Origin of the sequence: Corynebacterium spheniscorum, from assembly GCF_900113445.1 — a bacterium.
Classification (GTDB): Bacteria; Actinomycetota; Actinomycetes; order Mycobacteriales; family Mycobacteriaceae; genus Corynebacterium; species Corynebacterium spheniscorum.
In genome coordinates this window covers 23,067-47,817 of the sequence record NZ_FOPJ01000006.1, presented here as the reverse complement: position 1 = coordinate 47,817, position 24,751 = coordinate 23,067, and the positions used below count along the sequence as shown (strand labels likewise).

Annotated in this window: 20 protein-coding genes and 1 riboswitch; of the genes, 9 read left to right on the top strand and 11 right to left on the bottom strand. The window is 57.2% G+C overall.

Annotation, left to right across the window (positions count from 1 at the left end):
* Positions 1-194: 194 nt before the first annotated feature.
* Positions 195-446, top strand: coding sequence for an autonomous glycyl radical cofactor GrcA2 (grcA2, locus tag BMZ01_RS06035; RefSeq protein ID WP_092285488.1), 252 nt, complete (start codon positions 195-197; stop codon positions 444-446).
* The gene (gene pflA, locus BMZ01_RS06030) at positions 446-1,339 is read left to right on the top strand and encodes a pyruvate formate-lyase-activating protein (protein ID WP_092285486.1); all 894 of its coding nucleotides are present in this window, start codon (positions 446-448) and stop codon (positions 1,337-1,339) included. The genes grcA2 and pflA overlap by 1 nt, the downstream gene beginning before the upstream one ends.
* Positions 1,340-1,481: 142 nt before the next feature.
* On the opposite strand, the gene BMZ01_RS06025 is transcribed toward pflA, so the two are convergent.
* Positions 1,482-4,427: an FAD-binding and (Fe-S)-binding domain-containing protein gene (locus BMZ01_RS06025; protein WP_092285484.1), complete on the bottom strand. Its 2,946-nt coding sequence runs from the start codon at positions 4,425-4,427 to the stop codon at positions 1,482-1,484.
* Positions 4,428-4,568: 141 nt separating this feature from the next.
* Positions 4,569-4,661, top strand: a riboswitch (TPP riboswitch).
* Between the two features lie 10 nt (positions 4,662-4,671).
* Here BMZ01_RS06025 and thiM point away from each other — a divergent pair.
* Both thiM and BMZ01_RS06015 read left to right on the top strand, forming a co-directional pair.
* Positions 4,672-5,460, top strand: coding sequence for a hydroxyethylthiazole kinase (thiM, locus tag BMZ01_RS06020; protein ID WP_092285616.1), 789 nt, complete (start codon positions 4,672-4,674; stop codon positions 5,458-5,460).
* On the top strand, positions 5,457-7,529 hold the full coding sequence (locus tag BMZ01_RS06015) for a bifunctional hydroxymethylpyrimidine kinase/phosphomethylpyrimidine kinase (RefSeq protein ID WP_092285482.1): 2,073 nt from the start codon (positions 5,457-5,459) through the stop codon (positions 7,527-7,529). Before thiM ends, BMZ01_RS06015 begins: the two co-directional genes overlap by 4 nt.
* Here the strand turns inward: BMZ01_RS06015 and BMZ01_RS06010 are convergent.
* Positions 7,526-8,116, bottom strand: a complete 591-nt coding sequence (locus BMZ01_RS06010) for a class I SAM-dependent methyltransferase (protein ID WP_092285480.1) — start codon at positions 8,114-8,116, stop codon at positions 7,526-7,528. The genes BMZ01_RS06015 and BMZ01_RS06010 overlap by 4 nt on opposite strands.
* Before the next feature lie 20 nt (positions 8,117-8,136).
* Positions 8,137-8,592 (bottom strand): PaaI family thioesterase, encoded by a 456-nt coding sequence (locus BMZ01_RS06005; protein ID WP_092285478.1) that lies wholly within the window; start codon positions 8,590-8,592, stop codon positions 8,137-8,139.
* Between the two features lie 39 nt (positions 8,593-8,631).
* Here BMZ01_RS06005 and gndA point away from each other — a divergent pair, with 39 nt between their 5' ends.
* A complete protein-coding gene (gene gndA / locus BMZ01_RS06000; protein WP_092285476.1) occupies positions 8,632-10,086 on the top strand; it encodes an NADP-dependent phosphogluconate dehydrogenase in 1,455 nt (484 codons plus the stop codon).
* 55 nt (positions 10,087-10,141) lie between these two features.
* Here the strand turns inward: gndA and BMZ01_RS05995 are convergent, their stop codons facing one another.
* Genes BMZ01_RS05995 through BMZ01_RS05985 form a run of 3 tightly spaced genes read right to left on the bottom strand, consistent with a single transcriptional unit; the run spans position 10,142 to position 14,198 of the window.
* Positions 10,142-11,779 carry an ATP-binding cassette domain-containing protein gene (locus tag BMZ01_RS05995; protein WP_092285474.1) on the bottom strand — a complete coding sequence of 546 codons (1,638 nt, stop codon included), beginning with the start codon at positions 11,777-11,779 and terminating at the stop codon, positions 10,142-10,144.
* Positions 11,776-13,452, bottom strand: coding sequence for an ABC transporter ATP-binding protein (locus BMZ01_RS05990; protein ID WP_092285472.1), 1,677 nt, complete (start codon positions 13,450-13,452; stop codon positions 11,776-11,778). The genes BMZ01_RS05995 and BMZ01_RS05990 overlap by 4 nt, the downstream gene beginning before the upstream one ends.
* A 2-nt stretch (positions 13,453-13,454) precedes the next feature.
* Positions 13,455-14,198 carry a siderophore-interacting protein gene (locus tag BMZ01_RS05985; protein ID WP_092285470.1) on the bottom strand — a complete coding sequence of 248 codons (744 nt, stop codon included), beginning with the start codon at positions 14,196-14,198 and terminating at the stop codon, positions 13,455-13,457.
* A 105-nt stretch (positions 14,199-14,303) separates the two neighbouring features.
* On the opposite strand from BMZ01_RS05985, the gene BMZ01_RS05980 reads away from it, so the two are divergent.
* Genes BMZ01_RS05980 through BMZ01_RS05965 form a run of 4 tightly spaced genes read left to right on the top strand, consistent with a single transcriptional unit; the run spans position 14,304 to position 19,578 of the window.
* Positions 14,304-15,641, top strand: coding sequence for a DEAD/DEAH box helicase (locus BMZ01_RS05980; protein ID WP_092285468.1), 1,338 nt, complete (start codon positions 14,304-14,306; stop codon positions 15,639-15,641).
* A 26-nt stretch (positions 15,642-15,667) separates the two neighbouring features.
* A complete protein-coding gene (locus BMZ01_RS05975) occupies positions 15,668-17,056 on the top strand; it encodes a hemolysin family protein (RefSeq protein WP_092285466.1) in 1,389 nt (462 codons plus the stop codon).
* Positions 17,053-18,126, top strand: coding sequence for a hemolysin family protein (locus BMZ01_RS05970; RefSeq protein WP_395890399.1), 1,074 nt, complete (start codon positions 17,053-17,055; stop codon positions 18,124-18,126). Before BMZ01_RS05975 ends, BMZ01_RS05970 begins: the two co-directional genes overlap by 4 nt.
* A gap of 54 nt (positions 18,127-18,180) precedes the next feature.
* A complete protein-coding gene (locus tag BMZ01_RS05965) occupies positions 18,181-19,578 on the top strand; it encodes a vWA domain-containing protein (RefSeq protein ID WP_092285462.1) in 1,398 nt (465 codons plus the stop codon).
* Here the strand turns inward: BMZ01_RS05965 and BMZ01_RS05960 are convergent.
* The 5 genes from BMZ01_RS05960 to secA2 all read right to left on the bottom strand — a co-directional run bounded on the left by BMZ01_RS05960 (position 19,575) and on the right by secA2 (position 24,610).
* Positions 19,575-20,150, bottom strand: coding sequence for a MerR family transcriptional regulator (locus tag BMZ01_RS05960; RefSeq protein WP_092285460.1), 576 nt, complete (start codon positions 20,148-20,150; stop codon positions 19,575-19,577). The genes BMZ01_RS05965 and BMZ01_RS05960 overlap by 4 nt on opposite strands.
* Before the next feature lie 245 nt (positions 20,151-20,395).
* Positions 20,396-20,908 carry a bifunctional nuclease domain-containing protein gene (locus BMZ01_RS05955; RefSeq protein ID WP_092285458.1) on the bottom strand — a complete coding sequence of 171 codons (513 nt, stop codon included), beginning with the start codon at positions 20,906-20,908 and terminating at the stop codon, positions 20,396-20,398.
* Between the two features lie 15 nt (positions 20,909-20,923).
* Positions 20,924-21,667, bottom strand: coding sequence for a transcriptional regulator FtsR (gene ftsR, locus BMZ01_RS05950; RefSeq protein WP_223845800.1), 744 nt, complete (start codon positions 21,665-21,667; stop codon positions 20,924-20,926).
* Positions 21,668-21,792: 125 nt separating this feature from the next.
* Positions 21,793-22,227: an oxoglutarate dehydrogenase inhibitor Odhl gene (gene odhI / locus BMZ01_RS05945; protein WP_092285456.1), complete on the bottom strand. Its 435-nt coding sequence runs from the start codon at positions 22,225-22,227 to the stop codon at positions 21,793-21,795.
* Positions 22,228-22,327: 100 nt separating this feature from the next.
* Positions 22,328-24,610, bottom strand: coding sequence for an accessory Sec system translocase SecA2 (gene secA2, locus BMZ01_RS05940; protein ID WP_092285454.1), 2,283 nt, complete (start codon positions 24,608-24,610; stop codon positions 22,328-22,330).
* Positions 24,611-24,751 lie beyond the last annotated feature (141 nt).

The window sequence follows — 24,751 nt, the reverse complement described above, 5'->3', positions numbered from 1 at the left end:
AGTTGCCGGTGACGAACGCCTAGCGATTCCTGACCTTAAGTTCGTCCCGAGCTATTTCTGACCAGCCGTATTTGACCAGCCGTTTTCTATCGAGCAGCTGCCCTGCTGCGGGACTCTGACCCTGGGGCTCTGGCCCTAGAGCTCTGGCCCTGGGGCTCTGCCCTGATAGTGCACTTTTGAAGGAGATTTTTGACATGGCAAGCAAGACTTTTGATGAACGCCTCGCATCGATGAAGGCCAACCGTGAGGCCAATAACATGAACTCCGGGCTCTACCACGCCAATATCAACGTATTGGACGAGCAGACCCTCGAAGATGCCATGGAGCACCCCGAGAAGTACCCGAACCTCACGGTCCGAGTATCCGGCTACGCAGTGAACTTCGTGAAGCTAACCAAGGAACAGCAGCGCGATGTGATCTCTCGTACCTTCCACCAGAAGGCTTAATGCGCACTGATGGAGTAACTGGTGTCGTCAGCCTCGAACCCGAGGTTGGCGACCGCGTCCGCGGTGTGGCTAGCGGTATCGGGGGAACCGTTGATGAAGCGCTCACCGAATATCGCACCGCGGAAGAGCGCGCCGCCCTCATGGAGGCACGCCGCACCGGCGATATTGCGCTGGTGCACTCCTGGGAATTAGTGACCGCCGTGGATGGCCCGGGCACCCGCATGACCCTCTTCATGTCCGGCTGCCCGCTGCGCTGCCAGTACTGTCACAACCCAGACACCATGCATATGAAGACCGGCACCCTCGAGAACCTCAACTCGGTGGTGAAGAAGGTACTGCGCTACCGCCCAGTATTCCGGGCCTCCGGTGGTGGGTTAACTGTCTCCGGTGGAGAACCGCTCTTCCAGATTGCGTTTACGCGCCGCCTCTTGGCCAAGGTGCACGCCAAAGGTGTGCACACCGCCATCGATACCTCCGGGTTCTTAGGCTCCCGGCTGCGCGATGAAGATCTAGAAAATATTGATCTAGTGCTGCTAGATGTGAAATCTGGAATCCCGGAAACCTACCGCCGCGTCACCGGACGTGAGCTGCAACCGACCATTGAGTTCGGCGATCGACTCAGTGCGCTGGGCAAGCCCGTGTGGGTTCGCTTTGTGCTGGTGCCGGGGCTTACGGATGCGGAAGAAAATATTCAGGCGGTCGCAGATATCGTCGAAAAGTGGAAGAACAACGTGGAACGCATTGAGGTCCTACCCTTCCATAACATGGGTGCCGATAAATGGGCTGAGCTGAATATGCGCTACACCCTCGCCGACACCAAACCCCCAAGCCCGGAAGCCGTCGAGCATGCCCGCGACATCTTCCGCGCGCGTGGCTTCGACTGCGTGTATTAGCGCCGGGTTGGGGGCGCGGGGGTCGGGGCGCCGGGTTGGGGACGGGGCGCTGAGGCAGCAAGGCATTGGGCAGGGCCCCTACCCACAGCTCCCCTACCCACAGCTCCCCTACGCGCCGCGCCCAAGCGCTCCCCTCTACTGCCTAAACCCGCGTGGCCTGTTCCAGCAGATAAAGGATGTGCTCATACTCCTTACCCGTGGATTGGGTCATGCCCATCTCGCAGGTGCGGTTCGCAGAAACATAAGCATCCGCCGGCGGTGCCGCCGCCAACCCAGCCTTTTCATCCCTGGTGGCAGACTCTAATAGCTCCGGATGCAGCAAGCCACGGTCACCCGCAGTACCACAGCACCCAGCACCAACCGGAACAAAAGCCTCGGTAGCTGCGAAGGCCGCAACCGCATTGAGCTGATCCACCAACTCCATATGCGTCAACGAACAGTTCGGGTGCACCGCTACCCTGCCCTGCGGATGCCTGGCCTCTAGATCAGGCAAGAGCACATCATGCGCCCAGCTCACAGCATCCATAATCTTGATCTGCTCGAATTGAGCGCGCCCTTCATCATCTAGCTGCGTGGGAATTTCCTTAATGATGTTGTGGGTACAGCTAGCCGCATCCACCACCACCGGAAGCCGGCCATGTTCCGACCACTCCCACAGCCGCGCCGCCAAATCCCGGGCCATATACGCCTTAGCGCTTAAATAACCCTTGGAGCTAAAGGGCGTGGCACAACAACTACCAGCAATATCTTCAGGAATATGCACCTTATGCCCAGCGCGCTGCGAAACAGTCACCATGGTTTCCGCCAAGGAAGGCCCGGCCACATCGCGGCCGAACATGCGGTTAATGCAGGCCGGATAGTAGATGGCTTCCGCGCCTTCACGACTGGTTGGTGGCATCCGCTTGGAGCCAGCCGGCGGTAGTCCATCTTTAGCAGAAGGCATCAAGTCTTCGGAGATGAAGCTACGCAGCACCCCAGTGATGCCACCTAGCATTCGGGTTCCGAGGTTCTCGCCGAGCACCTTGGTAATCGCATCGGCGGCGCCTAATCCACCGCGGGCAGCCATCTCCACGGACTTCCAATTCTTCGCCAAAGTCAGGGCCACTTTATCGGCCGCGTCGGTCGCTTCCATGGCGCGGAAATGCTTCATCAGCGCACCGGTGTCAATGCTGATCGGGCAGGCTACCGCGCAGCTGGCATCCGCAGCGCAGGTGTCAATGCCCTCATAGCCATATTCCTCATGCAGGTAGTTCAGCACCGGGGAGTGTTCTGGTTGACGGGCCATTTCGCGGCGCACCACAATGCGTTGCCGTGGGGTGGAGGTCACATGCCTGGAGGGGCACACATTTTCACAGAAACCACACTCCACGCAGGCATTCACTTCTTCTTCGATGCGCGGGAAAGACTTGAAGTTCTTCAAGTGCAGGCGATCATCGCGGGTGAGTTTCACATCCGGGGCCAAGATCCCTTCGGGGTCCAGCAGATCCTTGATACGCCACATCAGCCCATAGGCTTGGTCGCCCCATTCGCGGTGCACAAAGGGCGCCATATTCGTGCCGGTGCCGTGCTCAGCTTTAAGCGAGCCATCGTATTTATTGAGCACTAGCTCCACGAGTTCCTTAATGAAGTCGCCATAGCGGTTGATCTCTTCATCGGACTCGAAGGAAGGGGTGAGGAAGAAGTGCAGGTTACCGAAGGCCGCATGCCCCATCACCATTTCCGGGGCATCGTATTTCGCCAATAGATGCATTAGATCGCGGGAAGCTTCGCCAATGGCATCCGGTGGGAAGCACACGTCCTCGGTAATCAAGGTGGCACCTTGCATACGTTGCTTACCCAGCAGGGGCAGTAGGCCACCGCGGATCTCCCAGGCTTGGTGGATCTCAATGGGGTCAGAGGTGAACTCCAGGGGTGCGGTCAGTTCGGAATCCGCCAGCACTTCTTCGGCCCGGCGGATCTGCTCGGCCAGGTCAGCTTCATCGGTGCCGGATACTTCGAGTAATAAGGCGGCGTCCTCGTCTTTCAGGTCCCGCCAAGATTCCCGTGCACCCTTGAAGTTGCCTACGGCTTCGCGCAGCACCGGGGAGACCAATAGCTCCACTGCAGACGCCCCGGCTTCCACCAGCTTGTGCACATAGTCAGCAGCAACATCCAGCCTGGGCAGCATCACCCACGCCACCGCGCGCTTAGATGGTAGCGGCAGGGTTTCTAGCACCGCTTCGGCGATAAACCCGAGGATGCCTTCAGAACCAACCATGAGTTGTTTCAGGATCTGCACTGGGGAGTCTTCATCTAAGAAGGCATCCAAACGCAGCGCATTGGTATTCCGGATACTAAATTTCCGGCGTAGCCTGCTCACCAAAGCCTCATCGGCGCGAATTTCATCGCGAAGATCCATCAAGCCCTGATAAATCTCAGGCTCTTTTTCGCGTAATTCATCATCCGCTAAGGGATCTTCGGTATTAATCACCGTGCCACTCGCCAACACAATCGTCGCCGCATGCAGCGAGTGGTAGCTATCTTGGTGCGGATGGCAACGCATCCCACCGGAGTTATTCGCCAAAATGCCGCCAATGGTGGCGATAGAAGAACTCGCCGGGTCCGGGGCGAAGCGGCGCCGGGTATGCGCTAAGACCGCTTGCACATCATCGAGTACTTCCCCGGGTTTCACGCGCAGGCGGCCTTCATCTTCAACCACCATGCCGCGGAAATTACGGCGCACATCCACCAAAATGTCATCGCCTTGGGCTTGGCCATTAAGCGAGGAGCCGCCGGCGCGGAAGGTGAGGTGGCGGCCGTGTTCTTTGGCGTAGCGGAAAAGTGTCGCCATCTCCTCCGGGTTACGCGGGCTCACCACAATTTGTGGGATCAGGCGATAAGGCCCCGCATCAGAGGCATAACGTACCAGGTCAATCACCCTGGAGTGCACCTGCTCTTCACCTAGAAGGGCTTTAAGATCCGCCGCTAAAGCCTCGGGGCTACCTTCGGCTAGGCGGTCTGGGACGCGGTCCGGGAAGTGGTCTGCTTCGCCGGGGTGCGGTTCTGGTCGGCCGATGCGGCTGGGATCTTTGCTAAGTAGCTTCGCCATAGGTTGATCCTACGTCTCTTAAGGGGCGCCTGGCGTCCTAGGATACCCTTGCCTTTGCCGCCATTTACGCAGGTTAAACGCAAAGAAACGATCATTAAATCTTTCGCGTTCCCCCGAAGCGGGGTGGAGCAGCTAGGCTCAGAGTCAGGCACGGGGTGCGCAGATAGCGCTGAGATCAGACCCGTTGAACCTGCTCTAGCTCGAACTAGCGAAGGGATGTCCCATCCAAGTGCATAAAGATGCCATGGAACGCGCCATTGATCAGGTCCGTTCCCAACAACCACTTGTCCAATGCCTCACCAACACCGTGGTGCAAGGCCTCACCGCCAATGTGCTGGCCGCCATCAGTGCTTCCCCAGCAATGTGCGATACCCCGGCTGAGTCCGCGGATTTCGCCAAGATTTCCTCCGGGGTGTTAATCAACACCGGCACCCCAAACACCGAGCAATATGCCGGTATGCGGGCCGCCGCGAAATCCGCTGAAGCCAATGGCACACCCTGGGTGCTTGACCCAGTTGCCGCTGGGGTGCTGCCCGAACGCAGTAAATTCCTGCGCAAATTGTTGAAGTACCACCCCACCTGCATTCGCGGCAATGCCTCCGAAATCATGGCGCTCGCCGAACTCGGCCAAGGTGGCAAAGGGGTGGATGCCACCCAAGGGGTACAAGAAGCTATCCCCGCTGCCCGCGCGCTATTAGAGCGCGGCGTGAAGGTCGTTGCTATCTCTGGTGAACGTGACCTCATCATCTCCAAAAAGCGCGTCACCTGGTTGGCTTCCGGTGATCCCCTGCTCCAAACAGTGGTGGGCACCGGCTGCTCCCTAGGCGCCATGACCGCCGCCTATTTAGGTGCGCGGAAGAAGGTCTCAGCCCATAATGCGGTAGTCGCCGCGCATGCTCATGTGGGTGCCGCCGCGCAGGTCGCTGCAGCTGAAAGCGCTGGCCCCGGTAGTTTCGCAGTCGCCTGGCTCGATGCGCTTTATAACCTCACCCCCACCCAAGTTCTCGCCGCAGTGGAGGTGAAGGAGGGATGAACTGGGATCTCTACCTTGTCACCGACCCTGGCTCCCACCCGGAGCGTGTCCCCGAGATCGTCGCAGAAGCCATCGCCGGTGGCGTTAGCGTTGTCCAATATCGCGATAAGAAAGCCGATGACGCCACATTCTTAGCTCGCGCCCGCGAGATCAAGGCGGTCTGCGATGCCGCGGATATTCCTTTCTTCGTCAATGATCGCCTCGCCGCCGCCCAAGAGCTGCATTGCCACCTACATATCGGCCAAGGCGATATTCCCTTCCACCAGGCCCGCGCCGCCCTTGCTGATGAACTGATGATTGGCCTATCCATCAGCCGCCCAGAGGAAATTGAGGCCCTGAGCGAGCCTTATCCGGATGTTCTTGGCCTAGGCCCGGTCTTCCCCACTCCCACCAAACCGGATCATGATTCCCCCATCGGGATTGATGGTTTACGCCAGCTGGTGGAACTTGCACCCCCTGAGTGCGCAACCATTGCAATCGGCGGTATGACACCGAATTTCCCGCGCATCACTGATGGCATCGGCGTGGTATCCGCCATTATGGCGGCCCCTAATCCGCGTGCCGCCGCCCGCGCGTTTCGCCAGCGCATTCCCCGCGTGTTGAGCATCGCCGGCACGGATCCAACTGGTGGTGCCGGCATCCAAGCGGATATTAAATCCATTTCCGCCGCTGGTGGTTTCGCCATGAGCGCGGTCACCGCCTTGGTTGCCCAAAACACCCACGGGGTGCGCAGCATCCATACCCCAGATCCTTCCTTCCTGCGCGAACAGCTCGATGCGGTCAGCGATGATGCCCCCATCGACGCCATTAAAATCGGCATGCTCGGCACAACGGAGATCATCCATACTGTCCGCGATTGGCTTGCTCAGCACAATTATCACCCCGTGGTCCTTGACCCGGTGATGGTTAGCACTAGCGGTGATCGTCTCCTCGATGCTTCCGCCGAAGCCGCGCTGCGCGAACTGTGCGCGCTGGCTGATGTGATCACCCCGAATCTGCCCGAGCTCGCCGTACTCGCCGAGGAAGCCCCTGCGACCAGCATGGATGCCGCTATCGAGCAGGCAAAGAAGCTGGGCACCACGGTGATTGTCAAAGGTGGGCACCTCAACCAAGCCGATAACGCGGTGGTGCATCGCGATGGCCGCGTGCACCATATTTACAGCACGCATATCGATACCCCGCACACCCATGGCACGGGCTGCTCGCTATCCTCCGCGATCGCCACCCGCATCTGCCTCGAGGACATCGACGCCGCCACCGAGTGGTCGACTCGCTGGTTGCATGATTCCATCCGTCATGCCGCAGAACTTGAGGTCGCCAGTCCCGGCGGGCATGGTCCGGTGCATCACTTCCATCGTTCTTGGCAATTATCGAGATCGGCGTCCTCCCGCCCGCGTTCTTTCCCCCACCCCAAAAAAGTACGTGCACATATCGCACCAGCGGGCATGCATACATCGCGGTTATGGCACCTTGGTGGTGGATATGCCGACGAAATCTTCAACTTGGATTTCATTAAGGACTTAAGGTCCGGTGATTTAGACCGCCAAGACTTCGAGTTCTACCTCTCCCAAGATGCGGAATACCTCAAGCGTTATTCCCGCGCGTTGGCCTTGGTCTCCTCCAAGGCCCCGCACCCCGCGGATCAAGCCACCTGGGCAGAAGGTGCGCGCATCTGCATCGAAGCCGAATCAGAACTACACCGCAGCGAGCTTAATTTCGAAGCCGCTTGCTCCCCCATCACGCAGGCTTACACCGATTTCCTCATCGCCCGTGCCAGCGTGGACCCCTATGTGGTTGGGGTCGCCGCGGTACTGCCCTGCTATTGGCTTTATGCCGAAGTGGGGTTGGTCCTAGCCGGCGATAATCTCAGCGAAGACCACCCCTACTATTCTTGGTTAGGGATGTACTCCGGTCAGGAGTTCATCGACGGTGCTCGCTGGGCGGTGAAAACAGCAGAAGCGGCCTTCGCCGCTGCCACCCCGGCGGAGCGCGCTCAAGCCACGCAGGCGTACCTGGATGCCTGCGTGCATGAACGCGAGTTCTTCGACCAGGCTAGCCGCCGCTTCTAAGCGGGTTTGCGCATCATCGCAACCAAAAAATCAGAGTCGGGTTCAAAGGGCGCACACTGCCAAGAGGAAAATTCTTGATAGCGCTCGAACCCGACTTTTTGGGCGATCCCAAAGAACTCCGGGAACTCAAAGCCACGTCCGGCACCAAACCCAGCCACCAAGAAGCCGCCTGGCCGCAAGCAGGCATAAAGGTTCGCCAATACTGCTTCGCGATCTTCTTTCGCAATGAAGGTCAATACCTGGCCGGCACTAATCACAAAGTCCGCTTCGCTGGTGGGAATCTCCACGCTGGCAAGATCACCTTCCACCCAGGTGCACGTGTCCTCGGCGGTGTTAGCTGCAACCTCTAGTAGCACCGGGTCAATATCCACTCCGATCACGCGGTGCCCCGCCGCAGCTAAATAATGACTCAGCCTTCCGGTACCGCAGCCTGCATCCACAATCAGGGAATCGCGTTCTGCCAGGGCATCTAATAAGCGTGCCTCACCATAGATGTCTTGGCCGCTCGCGGCGATATTTTCCCAACGCTTGGCGTAGTTATGTGAATGCTCGGGGTCGCGAGCAGTAATTTCTTTCCAGGTATCCATGCGCTCCAATGTACGCTGCGCTACACCGCGAGGGTGCGCACCGTTGCCCGCGCCACCAGGTGGCCGCGGTGAAAAAACTCCACATCAACCAGCTGGGTGCGCTTCCCAATTTTCACCGCTCGCGCTTCCCCACTAATCACCCCAGCTTTCACCGGCGCTAAGAACTCTGTGTGATTAGCCACTCCCACTACTGGTCGTTGGGCCCCGGAATAGCAATAGGCCGCGATCGAACCCAAAGATTCCGCCATCGCCGCATACACCCCACCATGAACCAACCCCATCGGCTGAAGGTGCCGCTCCGAAACATGAAGTTCCGCGGCAATCATCTCTTGATCCAGCCTCGTATACCGCAACCCTAAGTGTTCATCGTGCCCGCACAAGCAGGCATTTAGTTTTTCCAGCGCCGCGGCATCGGCTGTGATCTCGCCATTATCGCAGCGCACATCTTCTTTAAGAATCCGCAGAAATTCGCCCATGATATACGAGCTTAATCTTTTGCGAGTAGCATCGTCGCCATGACTACTGAGCAGAATCTTGCCGAAATCGGTGTTGTTGGCCTCGCCGTAATGGGCTCCAACCTCGCCCGTAACTTCGCGCACAAGGGCCACACCGTTGCGGTGTATAACCGCAGCGTGGAAAAGACCCACCGTCTCATGGAAGAACACGGCGAGGAGGGCAACTTCATCCCCTCAGAAACCATCGAAGACTTCGTAGCTTCCTTGGAACGCCCCCGCCGCGCCATCATCATGGTCAAAGCCGGCGCCGCCACCGACGCAGTCATTAATCAGCTCGCCGACGCCATGGAAGAAGGCGACATCATCATCGATGGTGGCAACGCCTTATACACCGACACCATCCGTCGCGAAAAAGAAATCGCGGCCCGTGGCCTCCACTTCGTCGGCGCCGGTATCTCCGGTGGTGAAGAAGGCGCCCTTAATGGGCCGGCCATCATGCCCGGTGGGCCGGCTAAATCCTATGAGTCTCTAGGGCCCCTGCTCGAATCCATTGCCGCCCATGTTGATGGCACCCCCTGTGTTACCCACATTGGCCCCGATGGTGCCGGACACTTTGTGAAGATGGTGCACAACGGCATCGAATACGCCGATATGCAGGTCATCGGCGAGGCCTACCAATTGCTGCGCTATGCCGCCGGCATGGAACCAGTAGAAATCGCCGGGGTGTTCTCCGAATGGAACACCGGCGACCTTGACTCCTACCTCGTGGAAATCACCGCTGAGGTACTGCGCCAGGTCGATGAAGAAACCGGCCGCCCGCTGATCGACGTGATTGTTGATGCCGCTGGTCAAAAGGGCACCGGCCGCTGGACGGTTAAGGCAGCCCTGGATCTGGGTATCCCGGTCACCGGCATTGGCGAAGCAGTATTCGCCCGTGCGCTTTCTGGTGCTACCTCCCAACGCGAAGCCGCTCGTGGCCAGCTGCCCTCTGGCCAGCTGGCCGACTTCGCCGAGGAACACGAAGATCGCGAAGCCTTCATCGAGGATGTCCGCCGCGCGCTCTATGCTTCCAAGCTCGTGGCTTACGCCCAGGGCTTTGATGAAATTAAGGCCGGCTCCGCCGAACATGATTGGGGTGTCGACCCCCGCGATCTGGCCACCATTTGGCGTGGCGGCTGCATTATTCGCGCGAAGTTCCTCAACCGCATTCGGGAAGCCTATGACACTAACCCGGAGCTCGAATCCCTCCTGCTAGACCCCTACTTCAAGGGTGAGCTCGGCGACCTGATGGATTCCTGGCGCCGCGTAGTTGTCACCGCCACCAAGCTGGGCCTACCGGTACCGGTGTTTGCCTCCTCGCTGTCTTATTATGACTCCCTGCGCGCAGAGCGCCTGCCTGCCGCATTGATCCAAGGTCAGCGCGATTTCTTCGGCGCCCACACCTACCAGCGCGTCGATAAGGAAGGTACCTTCCACACCCTGTGGTCTGGGGACCGCACTGAGGTGCAGGAATAACCCCTCCTGCTAACCCCAAAGACAAAGCCCATCTACACAGATGGGCTTTGTCTGGCTAGAGGACTGTCATCTGCGAATCCACGCGCACCACATGATCAGCGATCTGAAGTGCCGCCGGACGGTGCGTAATGATGAAGATGGTGTACTTTCCGCGCAATTCCTTCACGGTTCGCCACAACAATTGCTCATTGACATTATCCAACGCTGAGGTGGACTCATCGATGAGCAAAATATCAGCCCCGGGTTTCGCCAAAGCCCGCGCCATCCCTAAGCGTTGACGCTGACCACCGGATAGCTGCGAACCCAACTCCCCCACATTCGTATCCAAAGCGATATCTAGGTGCACGGTACGGAGCAGTTCCCGTTGTTCTTCCTCGCTAAGCTGCGGGTTCACCGTCAATAAGTTATGCCCCACACTTCCGGCAGCCAGCTCAGTGTCCTGGAAAACAACCGTGCTTCGGGCCCGGCGCGCCACCGCAATTAAGGGTTCTCCATCGATGAGCACATCGCCTTCCAGGGGGTCAAGGAGCCCAGACACCAGCTTTAAGAGCGTTGATTTTCCACAACCGCTTGGCCCCATGACCACGGTGATTTCTCCAGCGGGCAGGGTGAGGTTTAGATTCTCGATCACGTTGCCGCGGGCGGTGGCGCGTGCAGTGTCGAAGAGTGCTTCCCCATAGCCGGCTGTCACATTTTTTAAAGCCACCCGTGGTGCTGGTGCTTCCGGGTTGGGTGCTGCTTGCTTATCGAGTGCAGCGTAGGCCTGGAGTTCTCGGATCTTGCGAAGGTCACGGGCGGTGCCATGCACAGCGGAGGAAAGCATATTCACCGCAGTGATGTGTTCGATCATGCGCAGGGCAACCACAATCATGACTGCTGCTGAAACACTATTAAGCGTTCCAACTTGGTACTCGTACCAGGTCACAGCAGCAAGCCCGATCAGCACGATTTGGAGTACTTGGTTAAAGAGAATCTCGCCGGGGATCTGCCACCCCAGGAGGCGTTTGGTGCGCGAATGTGCTTCCTTGATGTCTTTTTCCACATGTTCTGCGCCTTCAGCGGTACGCCCATTGGTGCGCAGGGTGGGCTGCAGCCACGCGAATTCCACCAAGCGATCTTCTAGGTCAGCGTTGGCGGCATGGTAGCGCTGGTCTGCGCCTTCTTCGATCTTCCCGGATCCCCAGAGGGAAAGACCTAGTAGCACTGCGGATAACCCAACTACGGTGCCGATTAGCGGTGACACGGTGACTGCTAAGCCCAGGGCTAATGCGATGCTAAACGCGAAGGCCGTGACCACCACGGTGATCACCAAAATAACGCCGGAGGAAAACTCGGTACCACCAGTGGCGATCAGCTTTTCATAAGCCTTCACGCGGCGGCGGTTCATCTGCCCCAACGGTAGATTGCGTACCGCTGGGGTGGCGGCCTCGCATAGTGCATCCATGGTGGCCATCCCGGCATGGAGGCCATATCGGCCGGCAATAAGGTCTAAAACCCACATGCCGGCAGTGGCTGCCACAAAACCCAGCACCCACGGCATCGCATCTCTTAGGTGCCCGGTCCATTGGCGTTGTAGCAGTGGGAAAAGCAGGAGCACCACTACTGCTTGGAGTATCGCTGAGGCCACCGCGAAGGCCATGAATTGGCGAACATATCGTCCGCCGGTCACCGCCGCTAAATCACGCAGAATCATTGGATGCTCTCCTTTTCCCACAGTTCGCGGTAGGTCTCATTGCTACTGAGAAGTTCACCGTGGCAGCCTTCGGCAATAATTTTTCCTGCCTTGACTACCAGGATCCGATCAGCGTCCTGCAGGGTGTGCAAGCGGTGGGCGATGATAAGCACGGTGCGCCCGCGCAATAATTCCTTCAACGCCGCGTGGATGGCTTGCTCATTGTCATAGTCGGTGCTGGCAGTGGGTTCATCAAGAACCACCACGGGAGTATTGGCTACCAACATGCGGGCAATGCCAATGCGTTGTCGTTGTCCGCCGGATAGTTGGGGATCTACCGTGTCATAGCCTTGAGGTAGTTGCAGGATCTCCTCATGGATTTGGGCTTGACGGGCTGCTTCTTCGATTTCTTCGCGGGAGGCATCAGGTTTGGCGAGCGCAATATTAGCGGCCACTGTATCGCGCACCAGGCGTACGTCTTGGAGTAATACACCGACCTTTGCGTAGAGCTCTTCTTGGCTCATGGCGGCAATATTTTTCCCACCAATGCTGATCTCGCCCTTTTGTGGATCCCACAGTCTGGCGAGCAGCGCAGCGATGGTGGATTTACCTCCCCCTGATTCACCAACAATGGCGGTGGTGGTGCCAGCGGCTAATTCCAGGTTCAGATCCGAGATGAGGGCCTGTTCTCCTTGGCGGCCTTGGTAGTCAAAGCTGACATCCCGGAAACATACCGATGTGTCCACAGATTCCGCTTCGCTATGAAGTGTCGCCAAGGTGGGGGTGGCCAATAAGAGTTCGATGGAATCTTTGGCTTCTCGTCCGGCGAGCATATCGGCCATCGAGAAGCTCAGAGTCACTAATTGGCCGCCGAAGGCCGTACCGAGGATCAGGAATGCTGCTTCGGTTGGTGCATCAACTTTCAGCAGCCAGCCTCCTAGTACTACCAACGCCAACATGGTTGCTGGGCGAGTGAGCAGGATCAACACGGTTTTGGTTTGGGCGCTTTTATCTTGAGTTTCGTGCACCACCTTGCTGGTATCCCACAAGGTGCTTTCTAGATCAACGATGGATTTATCACCCAATATTCGGATGGTGTCCTGAGATGCCAAGAAGTGGCGAGCATCCTGGGCCATCTGCAGGCGGTGGCGCAGTAACACAGAGATGACTTCTTTTTCTCGGATGCCTTCTCGCGCCATCGCCACCACATAAAGCAGCACCGGGATCAACAAGACCAGCATCATTTTCCAATCAACGATGCCGAGGTAGATAAGTACCGCGATGGGAGTAACCACTGCAGCTACAGCATCCGGTACCCCATGGACGATGAGGCTATGTAAGCCGGCGACATCATCGCCAACACGTTGTCGGACTTCCGAGGAATCGCGGCGCCGGAACCACCCTAGTGGTGCCTCAGCTAAAACGCTGAGCATCCGGCGACGTAGCTGCGCAGCAAAGGCTGCGTCAATGAAGTGCAGGATTGTGATCAGTAGGAAATTACCCAGCCCGGAAACCACCAGCACGATCAGCGCATATATGGCTACTCTGATGAACTCCTCGCGTGGCGCGGCGAGGAGGAATAGTCGGACGAGCTCGGCGAAGAAAATAAAGGGCAGGATTTCCACCAGTGCGAGGATGCCTCGAATAATTCCACCAATGATGATGGTGTTTTTCACCGGCGCTAAAACATTCATGGTTATTTCTCCGTTCCCATCGCCCGGCCGCGGATCCAATAGGCCTGTGAATGAAGCAGCGGGCCAGAAACTAGGTGCTCTCGCGATAGCGCTGTTTTCGCCAGCCGGGTTTCCACTGTTTCTGCGGCCACCCAGGCGTACCAGCCGCTAAAATCACCGGCTTCCAAGGTGGGAAGGAAGGTGCGGCCTTCGGGAAGTTCCGGTATCCACGCGAAGTCGAGGTTCTCGCGAATAGCTGGGGTTGTAGCCCCACCACCTTCATCCCCGGCGCGATCCACGAGGCGGACAACAACCGGTACTTCTTCGGGGATAGCTGCAACCAGGTCTCTAATTGCGGGAAGGGAGGTCATATCGCCAAGGAAAAGGTAGCCCGCAGGCTGAGGCTGGATTAGGGAAAATACTTTGCCCGAATAGCGGGTGGCTTCGATGACCTCACCGGCTTCGCAGCGACGCGCCCAGCGAACCGCGGGTCCCGGCGGGTCGTGCTGGAGGATGTCGACGTCGAAGGTTCCCTCCGAATAATCCGGGTTAATCATGGTATAGCCGCGTTGGTAGAGCTTGCCGCGGTCATCTGGGAACCACATTCTTAGCCAATCACCGGGGGCTTCTACGGGTTCTAGCAGCGTATCGCTATGAAAATGGATCCGCAGCATATGTTCGCCATGCGGCTGTTTGTCTAAGACAGTTACTTTATGGGTCTTGGCGCCTAGTGCGCTGAGCACTAAACCAGATAATCCTCTGCCCATGAAACTGAGACCTTTCCTGCTTTGCTTTGGCTGGCCTAAGTAGCAATCCTGGTCAACAGTACTAAAGAAACAGAGTCCTCACCATATGTCGGCTACACTGGGCAAGTGATTTCGTTCGCTGAACTGGGCCTCCCTAAAGAGGTTTGCCAGGTACTTGCCAAAGACGGCATTAATTCCCCCTTCCCCATCCAGGCCGCAGCCATCCCTGATGCGCTGAATGGCCGCGACATTCTTGGCCGAGGCCCCACTGGGTCCGGCAAAACTTTTACCTTCGGGTTGCCCATGCTCACGCTCTTAGCGAAACACGGACACTCCATCCCAGGTCACCCTCGCGGGCTCGTGCTTGCACCCACCCGTGAGCTGGCCACCCAGATTACTGAGCGCCTCGAACCCTGTGCCGCGGCATTAGGTTTGCGCCTAGTAGAAATCGTGGGTGGGGAAAATATCAAAGCTCAAATCCGGCGCCTGGCCGCACCCTGCGACCTGATGGTTGCCACCCCAGGTCGTGCCATTGACCTGATGGAACGCGGCAACCTCATCCTGGATAAGGTGCAGGTCACCGCGTTGGATGAAGCTGACCATATGGCTGATATGGGCTTTATCCCGCAGGTCCGGAAACTCTTAGACCGCACCCCGAAGGATGGTCAGCGGCTACTATTTTCTGCCACCTTGGATGGCGATGTTGATAAATTGGTGCGTCGTTATCTTCATAACCCGGCAACGCACTCCACCGCCGCGGTGGAAGCCAATGTCGACACCATGAAGCATTACCGCCTGCTAGTTGGCGGTCCGGAATCCCGCAACCGCATTCTCATTCAGATTGCTGGCCGTCTTGGCCGCACGATTATGTTTATGCGCACTAAGCGCGGTGTGGATCGTCAGGTGAAAAGGTTGCGTGCCGCTGGTATTAACGCCATCGGTTTGCATGGCGATAAGGGCCAAGGTGGGCGCCGTAATGCGATTGATGGCTTCACCTCTGGTGATATTCCAGTGTTGGTAGCTACCGATATTGCTGCCCGCGGTATCGATATCGCTGGTGTTGATCTGGTTGTGCACGTTGATCCCCCAGCAGAACACAAGGCCTACTTGCACCGCGCCGGGCGAACCGCCCGCGCTGGCGCGAGTGGCGTGGTGGTCACCTGTGTGATGGAAAACCAGGTAAAAGATGTTGAAGCGCTGATGCGTAAAGCCGGGGTAGATGCCCCGGTGGTCGATGTGCGCAATGATCCGCGTGCGCTGAAGAAAATTACTGGTGCCGTGGCTCCTTCTGGAATTCCCTTACCCCCGCTGGGTAATAAACCCGCGGTGGCTAAGGATACTGGGGCTAGGCGCCGACAAAAGAAGAATCCAGCTTGGGAACACCCGCGGGCCCAGGCACGTTCTTCTAAGCAAGACCCGCGTAAAAAGAAACGTCGCGTTCGTGTGACGCGACACGAAAAGTAGGATACTCACCGAGCTCATAAGCAGCGATGGACATATTTATAAGCATCCTTTCGATCCTGGGCTTCGTTGCCTTAACGGCATCGACCGGCCTGTTCGTGGCAATTGAATTCGCCCTCACAGGCCTGGAACGCTCCACGGTGGAAACCCATGTTAAAGAACGTGGTGACCGCAGTGCCCACGCCGTAAAGCGTGATTTCCAGCGCCTGTCATTCGTGCTATCAGGTGCCCAACTTGGTATCACCGTCACTACCCTGGCAACAGGTTTCCTCGCGGAACCCATCCTGGCTCAATACTTCACTCCAGCTTTGGAGTGGGTGGGGCTAGGGCCTGGTGCCTCCCCAATTGTGGCCTTGGTGCTTGCGCTTCTCGTGGCCACCACCTTGTCCATGGTCTTCGGTGAGCTGGTGCCTAAGAACCTTGCCATCACGCTCCCGCTGGAAACTGCCCGTGTGGTGGTGCACCCGGTGAATTGGTTTAATACCGTGTTTGCCTGGTTCATCAACTTGATGAATAAGTCCGCCAACTTCTTGGTGCGTAAACTCGGTATCGAGCCTGCCGATGAATTGGCTTCAGCACGTAGCGCCCAGGAGCTTGGGGCTTTGGTTCGTAATTCCGCGCAATCTGGGGAATTAGATGCCGCTACCGCACAAGTGCTGGACCGCTCTCTCCAATTCGGTGAAACCACCGCTGAAGAGATTATGACCCCGCGATCGACCATCGATTACCTCGAAGCTAATGACTCGGTCGCTGATCTCATTGCCATGGCATTAGAAACGGGTCACTCACGCTTCCCGGTGGTTAATGGCGATCTCGATGACACCGTTGGCATGGTCCACATCAAAGATGCCTTCGCAGTCACCAAGGGAGAACGCGCAACTACCCTGCTGCGTGATCTCGCGCGTCCCATCACCGCTGTTCCGGCTTCCTTGGATGGAGACGCGGTACTCAATGCGGTTCGCGCTGCAGGTTCTCAATTGGTGTTGGTTGCTGATGAATACGGCGGCACCGCCGGGATTGTCACCATCGAAGACGTGGTGGAAGAGATCCTCGGTGAGGTTTATGACGAGCACGATGATGCTTTAGCCGAACGCGACTTCCAGCAATTCGGTGCTTCCTGGGAAGTATCGGGGCTGGTGCGCTTCGATGATCTTCAAGAAGTAGTTGGCTACGCCGCCCCGGAAGATGGCCCCTTTGAAACCCTCGGCGGTTTAGTGATGGCCACCTTAGGGCGCATCCCCAAAGTAGGAGATAAAGTACTGCTCCCAGAAAGCGATACCCCCATGCTGAGCGAGTTCACCTCCGGTATTTCCGGGCGTTGGTTGGCTCGAGTGACAGTCATGGAGGATCGCCGCGTGGACAAGGTGATTTTGACGCCCATCCGCCATGAGGATGCCGAGGAACTGAGCCAATCATGATTATCTTTACGATCTTGATGATCGTGGCGTTGCTCGCCGCTAATGCTTTCTTCGTGGCCTGCGAATTCGCCCTAGTATCTTCCCGACGCGATCGCCTGGAGTCTCTGGTGGCTCAAGGTCGCCCAGCTGCTGCGCGCGTGCTGCACGCTACCGAGCACCTATCCATCATGTTGGCGGGCGCTCAGTTCGGCATCACCATTTGTTCTCTGATTCTCGGTAAGGTCGCCGAACCGGCCGTCGCGCATTTCATTGAAGTGCCTTTTACCGCCGCTGGTTTACCCGCGGAGTGGATTCACCCGGTCTCCTTCATCATTGCGCTGGCGATTATTACCTTCTTGCACATTCTTTTCGGCGAAATGGTGCCTAAGAATATCGCCATTGCCGGACCCGAAACCTTAGGTATGTGGCTGGCACCAGCAATGATCCTGTGGGTGAAAATCACTCGCCCCTTCATTGAGTTTTTAAACTGGGTGGCCCGCAAAACTCTGCAGGCCTTCGGGGTGGAGCAAAAAGACGAGTTGGATTCCACCGTGGACCAACAACAACTTGCCAACATGATCGCAGAATCCCGCTCCGAGGGGCTCTTGGATGCCGAGGAACATGCCCGACTCTCTAAAGCCCTTCGCTCTGAGCATCGTAGTGTTCGCGAGGTCATGATCCCATTAGAGAAGGTCCGTACCTTGAAATTCGGGAAACACGGCACCACCTTAGGCGAATTGGAGCAAGCGGTCTGCGATACCGGCTTTAGCCGCTTCCCCATTGTCGGCCCCGATGATGCCTATCTTGGCTATGTCCACATCAAGGACATCCTCAACCGCATGGTGGCAGAGGATTCTAAGTTGGGAGATACCATCCCGCGTTCCGAGATCCGCCCGCTCTTTATTGTTGATGCGGATGGCACGCTCGATGATGCGCTGCACACTTTGCACCTTAAATCTGCGCACATGGCTCAGGTGCGTGAAGGTGGGGTTCTCATCGGGATCATCACCCTTGAGGATGTCATTGAAGAATATGTGGGCACCGTCAGTGATTGGACCCACGAAAATTCCCACTTCCGAGTACAAGACTAAGAGCCCGTATACACTGGCTGCTAGTGACTAAAAAGGGAAAGGGAGTTTCCTTATATGGGACGGCATGCCAGTGGGCGCAATAATTTTGCACTATCAACCTGGGTGATTGTCACCATTGTGGTGATCCTCGCACTGGTTGCGGGCTACATTTTTTGGAGCAAGGCACGAGATAATGCCGGTGCCGAAAAAACCGAAGCAGCCTCCCAATGCATCGAAGGCGACCTGATCGTACCCGTTGCTGAATCCTCACCCGGAGTAGCTGGAACCCTACTTGCTTCCTGGGCCGAAAGCGCCCCCATCGTGCGGGATCATTGCATCAAACCCACGGTCGTCAACGATGCCCGCGACGCGGTCCTGCTTTTGACCACCGCCGTTGAAGCTCAGGTTCCAGCACAGCTACGCGAACTAGACCTCAGTTCCCCGGATTCACCGGATGGCGCCACCCCTAATGCTTTGCCGGTTGTCGGCGCCATTCCGGTTGGCCTGGCAACTCCCGGTGATAGCGGAGAACCAGATGAATCTGCCGCAGTATTCCCCGTGGCCTCTGAAGCCGCCGTAGCAGCGCGTGTTGCCCAAGCTATTGCCCCAGAACAAGCTGAGTCCCTGCTAGAACGCGATAAGAACCTCTCCACCACCGAGGCACTTGCTGGTCAAGCGCCGGTCGCCATGGTGGAGGCTCAAACCCCCGCGGGTTGGTCCTTCCACCCCATTGAAGGAGCCACCACCGCGCTGCGCGCTGTCACCTTAAGTCCGCGTGCGAACGCTGCGGCCGATAACCAAACCCGGGCTGCCGCAGAGTTTAAAAAATGGGCTTCCGAGCAGCCCGTCGGTGATGTGGATAATTCGCTTATCACCGTGGCTTTACCGGATCTTTCCCAGGGCCAACCCACTACCCTGGCTAAGCGCCAGCCGGAAACTACCCGCGATACCTTGATTCTCTTAGACACCTCCGATGCCATGGCTCTGTGGTTAGACCCGGTACGTGGCGCCTTGCACCCCATGATCGATGCCCTAGGTGCTCAAGGTGTGCGCGTGGGACTGTGGAACTACTCTTCCCCGCTATCACCTACTGCCCAAAAGGGTTGGCGAGATAATGTTCGCCTAGGTGATGCTGCCGCTGTACACCCCGTACTCGACGGTTTTGGTACCGGTGGTGTGCCCCAAACCCGAAACTCGTTACTTGCTGCAGTTGGGTCAATGGCGGTACAGGCACAACCAGGTAATCCGGTGCGGATTGTGCTGATTACTACCGGTACCGCTGATGATGCTGCGGTGAGCGCAGAGAGCTTGAGCTCTACCCTGGCGTCGGTTCGTGGGTTGGTGCAGCTATCCCTTATCCACTTGGGCGATAACCCCATTGACCCGGCAGTGGATGCGGTATCTATGTTCACCATCAACGTGAAAGACCCCGGCGAATTAGCCGGGGCCCTGAATCAGGCTAGCGCTCTTTAAGAGGTCCGCAGGCGGCGCCGACGGCGAGCAGCAATCTCATCGACTACCGCGGCGTCGCTTGGTTGAGTAACTTCGGCAATCCCATGTTCATTAATGCGCTCGGAGGGGAAAGCAGCGATCGTGCCGGTCAGCTCACGAACGATACCCGGAACAGCAATACCGAACACGCCCTGGCCACCACCAAGTAAGTCAATGACTTCTTCCTTGGAGCGGCATTCATACACCGTGGTGCCATCAGAAACTAAGGTGATCTCAGCGAGATCATCCACGCCACGGTCGCGCAGCTTATCTACCGCCAGGCGAATATTTTGCAGGGAGATGCCGGTATCTAGCAGGCCTTTCACAATCTTCAAGACGAGGATGTCTTTGAAGGAATAAAGACGCTGGGAGCCGGAACCGCGGGCACCGCGAATAGAGGGCACCACCAGTTTGGTTCGGGCCCAATAATCCAATTGGCGATAAGTGATGCCGGCAACCTGGCAAGCGGTGGGTACGCGGTATCCCACTTCTTCATCAGGTCCGAGGTCAAATAAGGCTCCTTGGACGGCTACGGCCTGCTGTTCAGTATTCACGGTGACGCTATCTCCCTCGCTTAGTCACATGAGTTCATTGTGGGCTAAGCCTAAGCCAGCGTCAAGGTGTTCACTAGCGACACGCCCAAAACATGAACCTCAAGTTGAAGTTGAGACTTACCCTACCCCATTAACCCCGCGAGTAACACCAATGTCATCCGTCCCGCGTGTCACAAAAGGGGGTGTTGCTAACCCGAGGGCTTATAGCCAAGGGCTAGAACAAGGGCTAAAACCAAGCCTAAAAGCTACGGGTTAAGGAATTCATCCCAATCAACATCAGAAAGGGAGACATCTTCATCAGCGAGCGGTGCGCGCACGGCGGCATTATCCATCACATGCTGCGAAGCAAAAAGCGGGCAGCCCACATGCCGGGCCAACATAATCCCATCCGAGGCACGAACCTCAAAGGACTGTCCCCCGAGGGTATTTACCTGCACTAAGAAGCGGCCTTCTACAAAGCCATCCAGTACCACTTCTTTAATGGAATCTCCATAGGCTTCCACGATGTCGCAGAACACGTCCACATAGGGATGGCTGCTCAGGCTTAAAGCGGCACCATGGCTGGCATTAATAATTTCCCGAGCGCTCATCTCCCGTGCCCCCGGCACGGTCGCGGCAACTAACTCAGCTTGGAATCGCGGCATCCATACTGGGACCTGGCTATCTAAATCAGCACAGCTAAGAATCACTACTGCCCGATCAGGCCATTGTTCATAGGCGCTAATGTCTTGGACTTCTAAGGGAAATAAAGCGCGCATGAATTCCTGCCTACCTTAGTTATCTAGTTCGCGACGCAACGCATTCTTCACCAAAGTGGCATGCAGGGACACCACCAAGGCGCTCATCTGTTGGCCCATTTCCTCAGCCCGCTGCCGGGATTGTTCACCACGCGAACGCGCTAAGGGAGCTACTGCTTGGCCAATCAAATCAGCTTGGCGTTCCGCAGTGTTCCTTAAAGACTTCAGGTGCCGGATATCAAAGCCGAAGTCCCCGAGGGCTTCCGCGGTCCGCACAATCGCCACATCATCATTGGTAAAAAACCCGGCCCCATCAGGGTGAATCAACTGGGCTTTCACCAAGCCTGCCACCACATCAACGGAAACTTCAGCCTGTTCAGCCAAGTCAGTGTCCGTCAGACGAGTAGCAACGGGGCGGCGGAAATTCTCCGGGGAGACAATGGGTTCAGCTTGCCCAGCACTTAAAATCGCGGTGACCTGCCCGCTATCCATGGCTTCCAATTGCTCACGGATCACCTTCAAGGGCAGGTAGTTATCGCGCTGGGTGACCAGGATATAGCGCAGGCGCTCCACATCATCTTCGGTGAAGCGGCGATAGCCCGAGGAGGTACGCTGCGGGCTAATCAGGCCTTCGGACTCCAAGAAGCGGATTTTGGAGACCGTAACATCGGGGAATTCCTGGCTTAGTCGATCCAAGACAACGCCGATGGACATGGTTTTTGTGGACTTCGCGCCACTGCCACTGCGACGCATCGCAGCTGTCTTCGGCACTGCATTCACGATCTTGGATCACTTCCCTTGTACTTGAAGGCCTGCTAGTTAAAACAGAACACCACTTACTCCCCCTCGCGGATAGGATACCCGGTTTCCGGGTGAGTAAGTGGCGCTCCTAGAAAAGAATCGGATTATTTGGCTGGGCCGGCTAGGAAGACCAAACGGAACTTACCGATCTGGATTTCATCGCCGGTGGAGAGCACCTGGGAGTTGCGCGGTTCACGGTTAACGTAGGTGCCGTTGAGGGATCCGACGTCCACAACCTCGAAGGAGCCATCGTTAATGCGGAATTCCGCGTGGCGACGCGACACAGTCACATCATCGAGGAAGATATCGGATTCAGGGTGGCGACCAGCGGTGGTGGTTTCGCGGTCGAGCAAGAAGCGAGCCCCAGCATTCGGGCCACGCTTAACCACTAATAAAGCTGCGCCTTCCGGAAGGTTCTCCGCACCGTTAGCAGCTGCGGGAGCCTGGCTGGCACCCGATTCCATCTCCTTGAGCAGATCGGCACGGAAGACCGAGGTGGTCTCAACCTGGACTTCGGGAGCGCCGGTGTTGTCGCTCATAATTTTATAACCTCCGGGTTCGTCGGATTTGCGTATTGCAATGCTCTCTATCGTAGCGGACAAGAAGCCTTCTTCTCGCGAAGTGGCTCCCCTACTGGGCTTATCGGAAAATTGCGCCGATGCCTTTGAGCACTGAGTTACCGCTTCCAGCCAGCGGATTATCAGAGACCATATAGGTCCATGTCGCAGAAGGACGCGCCCTCCCAGCATCCGCCAAATGAGCTCCCTCATGGTCAATGGTGACCTTTTTGAAGCTCTCTACCGCCTCATCAACGGCACGTTGCACTAACTCCTTAAACTCCCGTACCGCAATGCGGTGGAACTCATCCAAGGGGGTTTCTTTTGCAATCGCCCGCAAATGGATCGACTCGCGCACATCATCCATCAGCTCCAAATGCTCCGCCCAGGAATCATCCAAGTGGAACAACATGATCTCGCGGGCCGCCTGCCAGCGGATTTCTTCTGGCAGATCAGCGAGCTCCGCAGCTCTATCCGAGGCCCGCTTGGCTAGATCCTGCCAGGCATAGTCCGGTTCTTCGAGGAGACGCTGGCGGCGCTCATCAATGATCTCTCGTTGATCAGTCAGCAGCTTGTTGTACTTCCAGGTTTGGGAGTGGATCTCCAGTAGCTGTCCTTCGGTAACCCGCTGGCAGTGTCCGATAAAGTCGTGCACCCGCTTCTGGTTAATCATCCCGGTATCCGGATCCGGGTGCGCGGTGATCTGCTCACCGGAGCCACCACTGACCACCACATCATCTTCCAGGGAGACAAAAAACACACTCAATCCGGGGTCACCTTGGCGCCCCGCACGCCCCCTTAGTTGGTTATCCAAACGGCTACTCCGGTGCCGCGCCGTACCAATTACCGCCAACCCACCAAGTGTCGCCACCTGATCATGGTCCGCTTCATCGGCACCACCCAAGCGAATATCGGTACCGCGCCCAGCCATCTGGGTAGAAACAGTCACCCGCCCCAGGTCCCCCGCCTCGGCAATAATGCGGGCTTCCTCAGCATCATTTTTGGCATTAAGCACATTCACCTCAATGCCGCGCTCAGCTAAAGCCTCAGCCAGGCCCTCAGATTCCGCCACATCATGGGTTCCCACCAACACTGGCTGCCCGGTGGCATGCACAGCGGCAATTTCTTGCACAATCGCAGCATTCTTCTCCGCCACCGTGGCGTAGATGCGATCAGCTTCATCAAAGCGTTGCAGCGGGCGATGCCGCTCAATGACAGACACCCCTAAACCATAGAATTGGTGCAGCTGATCAGTAGCTTCCACCGCGGTGCCGGTCATCCCGCACAGCATCGGGTAGCGGCCCATGAGTGCCTGAATGGTGATGGTATCTAGGATGCGCCCACCCTCAGTTACCGCTAGACCTTCCTTAGCTTCCACCGCGGCCTGCAAGCCATCCGGCCAGCGCTGCAAATCAGCCACCCGCCCCCGCGAGGCATCAATCAGCTGCACCTTGCCATCGCGTACCAGGTAGTGGATATCGCGGATTAGTAGTGCGCGGGCATGCAAAGCCAAATTCACCTGTACCAAGGTGCTGCCCACATGCTCATCGTCATACAAGCTAGAAATCCCTAAGGCAGCTTCCACCTTGTCTGCGCCTTCTTCATTCAAGAAAACAGTGCGGCGGTCCTCGGAAACCTCAAAATCTTCATCTTCTTTCAGCCCCCGCACCACATCAGTAATCCGCCCAGTTGGCGCACTTCCTGGCTGCGAACCAGCTAGCACCAACGGCACCAAAGCTTCATCCACCAGCACGCTATCGGCCTCATCAATCAGCGCCACATCCGCTGGGGCCTGCACCAATGCTGAGGGGTCAGTTACTTGACGGTCCCGCAGCACATCAAAACCGATCTCATTAACCGGCCCGTACACCACATCGCATCTATAGGCTTCACGGCGTTGCTCGGCTGGCATATCGGCATTAATCCAGCCCACGCTTAAGCCCAGGAACTCCACCATGGGCCCCATCCACTGCGCATCCCGGCGCGCCAAATAATCATTGACGGTAATCATGTGCACGCGCTTGCCTTGTAGCCCAAAAGCGGCCGCCGCCATCGCGCCCACTAGAGTTTTCCCCTCGCCGGTGGCCATATGAACAACATCCCCATCAATGAGACGTAGGACACCTTGGAGTTGCACTGCAAAAGGCTCAAACCCGAGGGTGCGGTGCGCGATTTCTCCCAGCACGGCTAATAATTCAGCTTGGTTGCCTAGCGAATCCCGGGCGCGTTGACGCAGCGTATCAGCATCAAGTTGGGTTAATTCCGCGCGGACTTCTTCAGCCTGCGCGACGATCGCCAAGGACTTCTTCTGGTTGCGCGTCGAGCTTGCACCCATTGCTTTCCAGAACCAGTTAAATCGCGCCACGGGGGTCGGCCCTCTTCCCTAGTTGAGGTTCACTTCACTGACACCGAAAACCTTAATGCACACCTCAGCCGCAGGTGCGCCTGGGGCGCATACACTAGCCGTTGAGTACACCTACCCACAGTTTCTAAAACACCCCCTACA

Bases quoted from the DNA above. Each gene is read 5' to 3' on its own strand.
- BMZ01_RS06015 (WP_092285482.1), top strand. From the start codon at position 5,457: ATGAACTGGGATCTCTACCTTGTCACCGACCCTGGCTCCCACCCGGAG.
- BMZ01_RS05955 (WP_092285458.1), bottom strand. From the start codon at position 20,908: ATGCGCGCTTTATTTCCCTTAGAAGTCCAAGACATTAGCGCCTATGAA.
- BMZ01_RS05985 (WP_092285470.1), bottom strand. From the start codon at position 14,198: ATGGGCAGAGGATTATCTGGTTTAGTGCTCAGCGCACTAGGCGCCAAG.
- grcA2 (WP_092285488.1), top strand. From the start codon at position 195: ATGGCAAGCAAGACTTTTGATGAACGCCTCGCATCGATGAAGGCCAAC.
- BMZ01_RS05965 (WP_092285462.1), top strand. From the start codon at position 18,181: ATGGGACGGCATGCCAGTGGGCGCAATAATTTTGCACTATCAACCTGG.
- thiM (WP_092285616.1), top strand. From the start codon at position 4,672: ATGGAACGCGCCATTGATCAGGTCCGTTCCCAACAACCACTTGTCCAA.
- BMZ01_RS06025 (WP_092285484.1), bottom strand. From the start codon at position 4,427: ATGGCGAAGCTACTTAGCAAAGATCCCAGCCGCATCGGCCGACCAGAA.
- BMZ01_RS05970 (WP_395890399.1), top strand. From the start codon at position 17,053: ATGATTATCTTTACGATCTTGATGATCGTGGCGTTGCTCGCCGCTAAT.
- BMZ01_RS06005 (WP_092285478.1), bottom strand. From the start codon at position 8,592: ATGGGCGAATTTCTGCGGATTCTTAAAGAAGATGTGCGCTGCGATAAT.
- pflA (WP_092285486.1), top strand. From the start codon at position 446: ATGCGCACTGATGGAGTAACTGGTGTCGTCAGCCTCGAACCCGAGGTT.
- odhI (WP_092285456.1), bottom strand. From the start codon at position 22,227: ATGAGCGACAACACCGGCGCTCCCGAAGTCCAGGTTGAGACCACCTCG.
- gndA (WP_092285476.1), top strand. From the start codon at position 8,632: ATGACTACTGAGCAGAATCTTGCCGAAATCGGTGTTGTTGGCCTCGCC.
- BMZ01_RS06010 (WP_092285480.1), bottom strand. From the start codon at position 8,116: ATGGATACCTGGAAAGAAATTACTGCTCGCGACCCCGAGCATTCACAT.
- BMZ01_RS05990 (WP_092285472.1), bottom strand. From the start codon at position 13,452: ATGAATGTTTTAGCGCCGGTGAAAAACACCATCATCATTGGTGGAATT.
- BMZ01_RS05975 (WP_092285466.1), top strand. From the start codon at position 15,668: ATGGACATATTTATAAGCATCCTTTCGATCCTGGGCTTCGTTGCCTTA.
- BMZ01_RS05995 (WP_092285474.1), bottom strand. From the start codon at position 11,779: ATGATTCTGCGTGATTTAGCGGCGGTGACCGGCGGACGATATGTTCGC.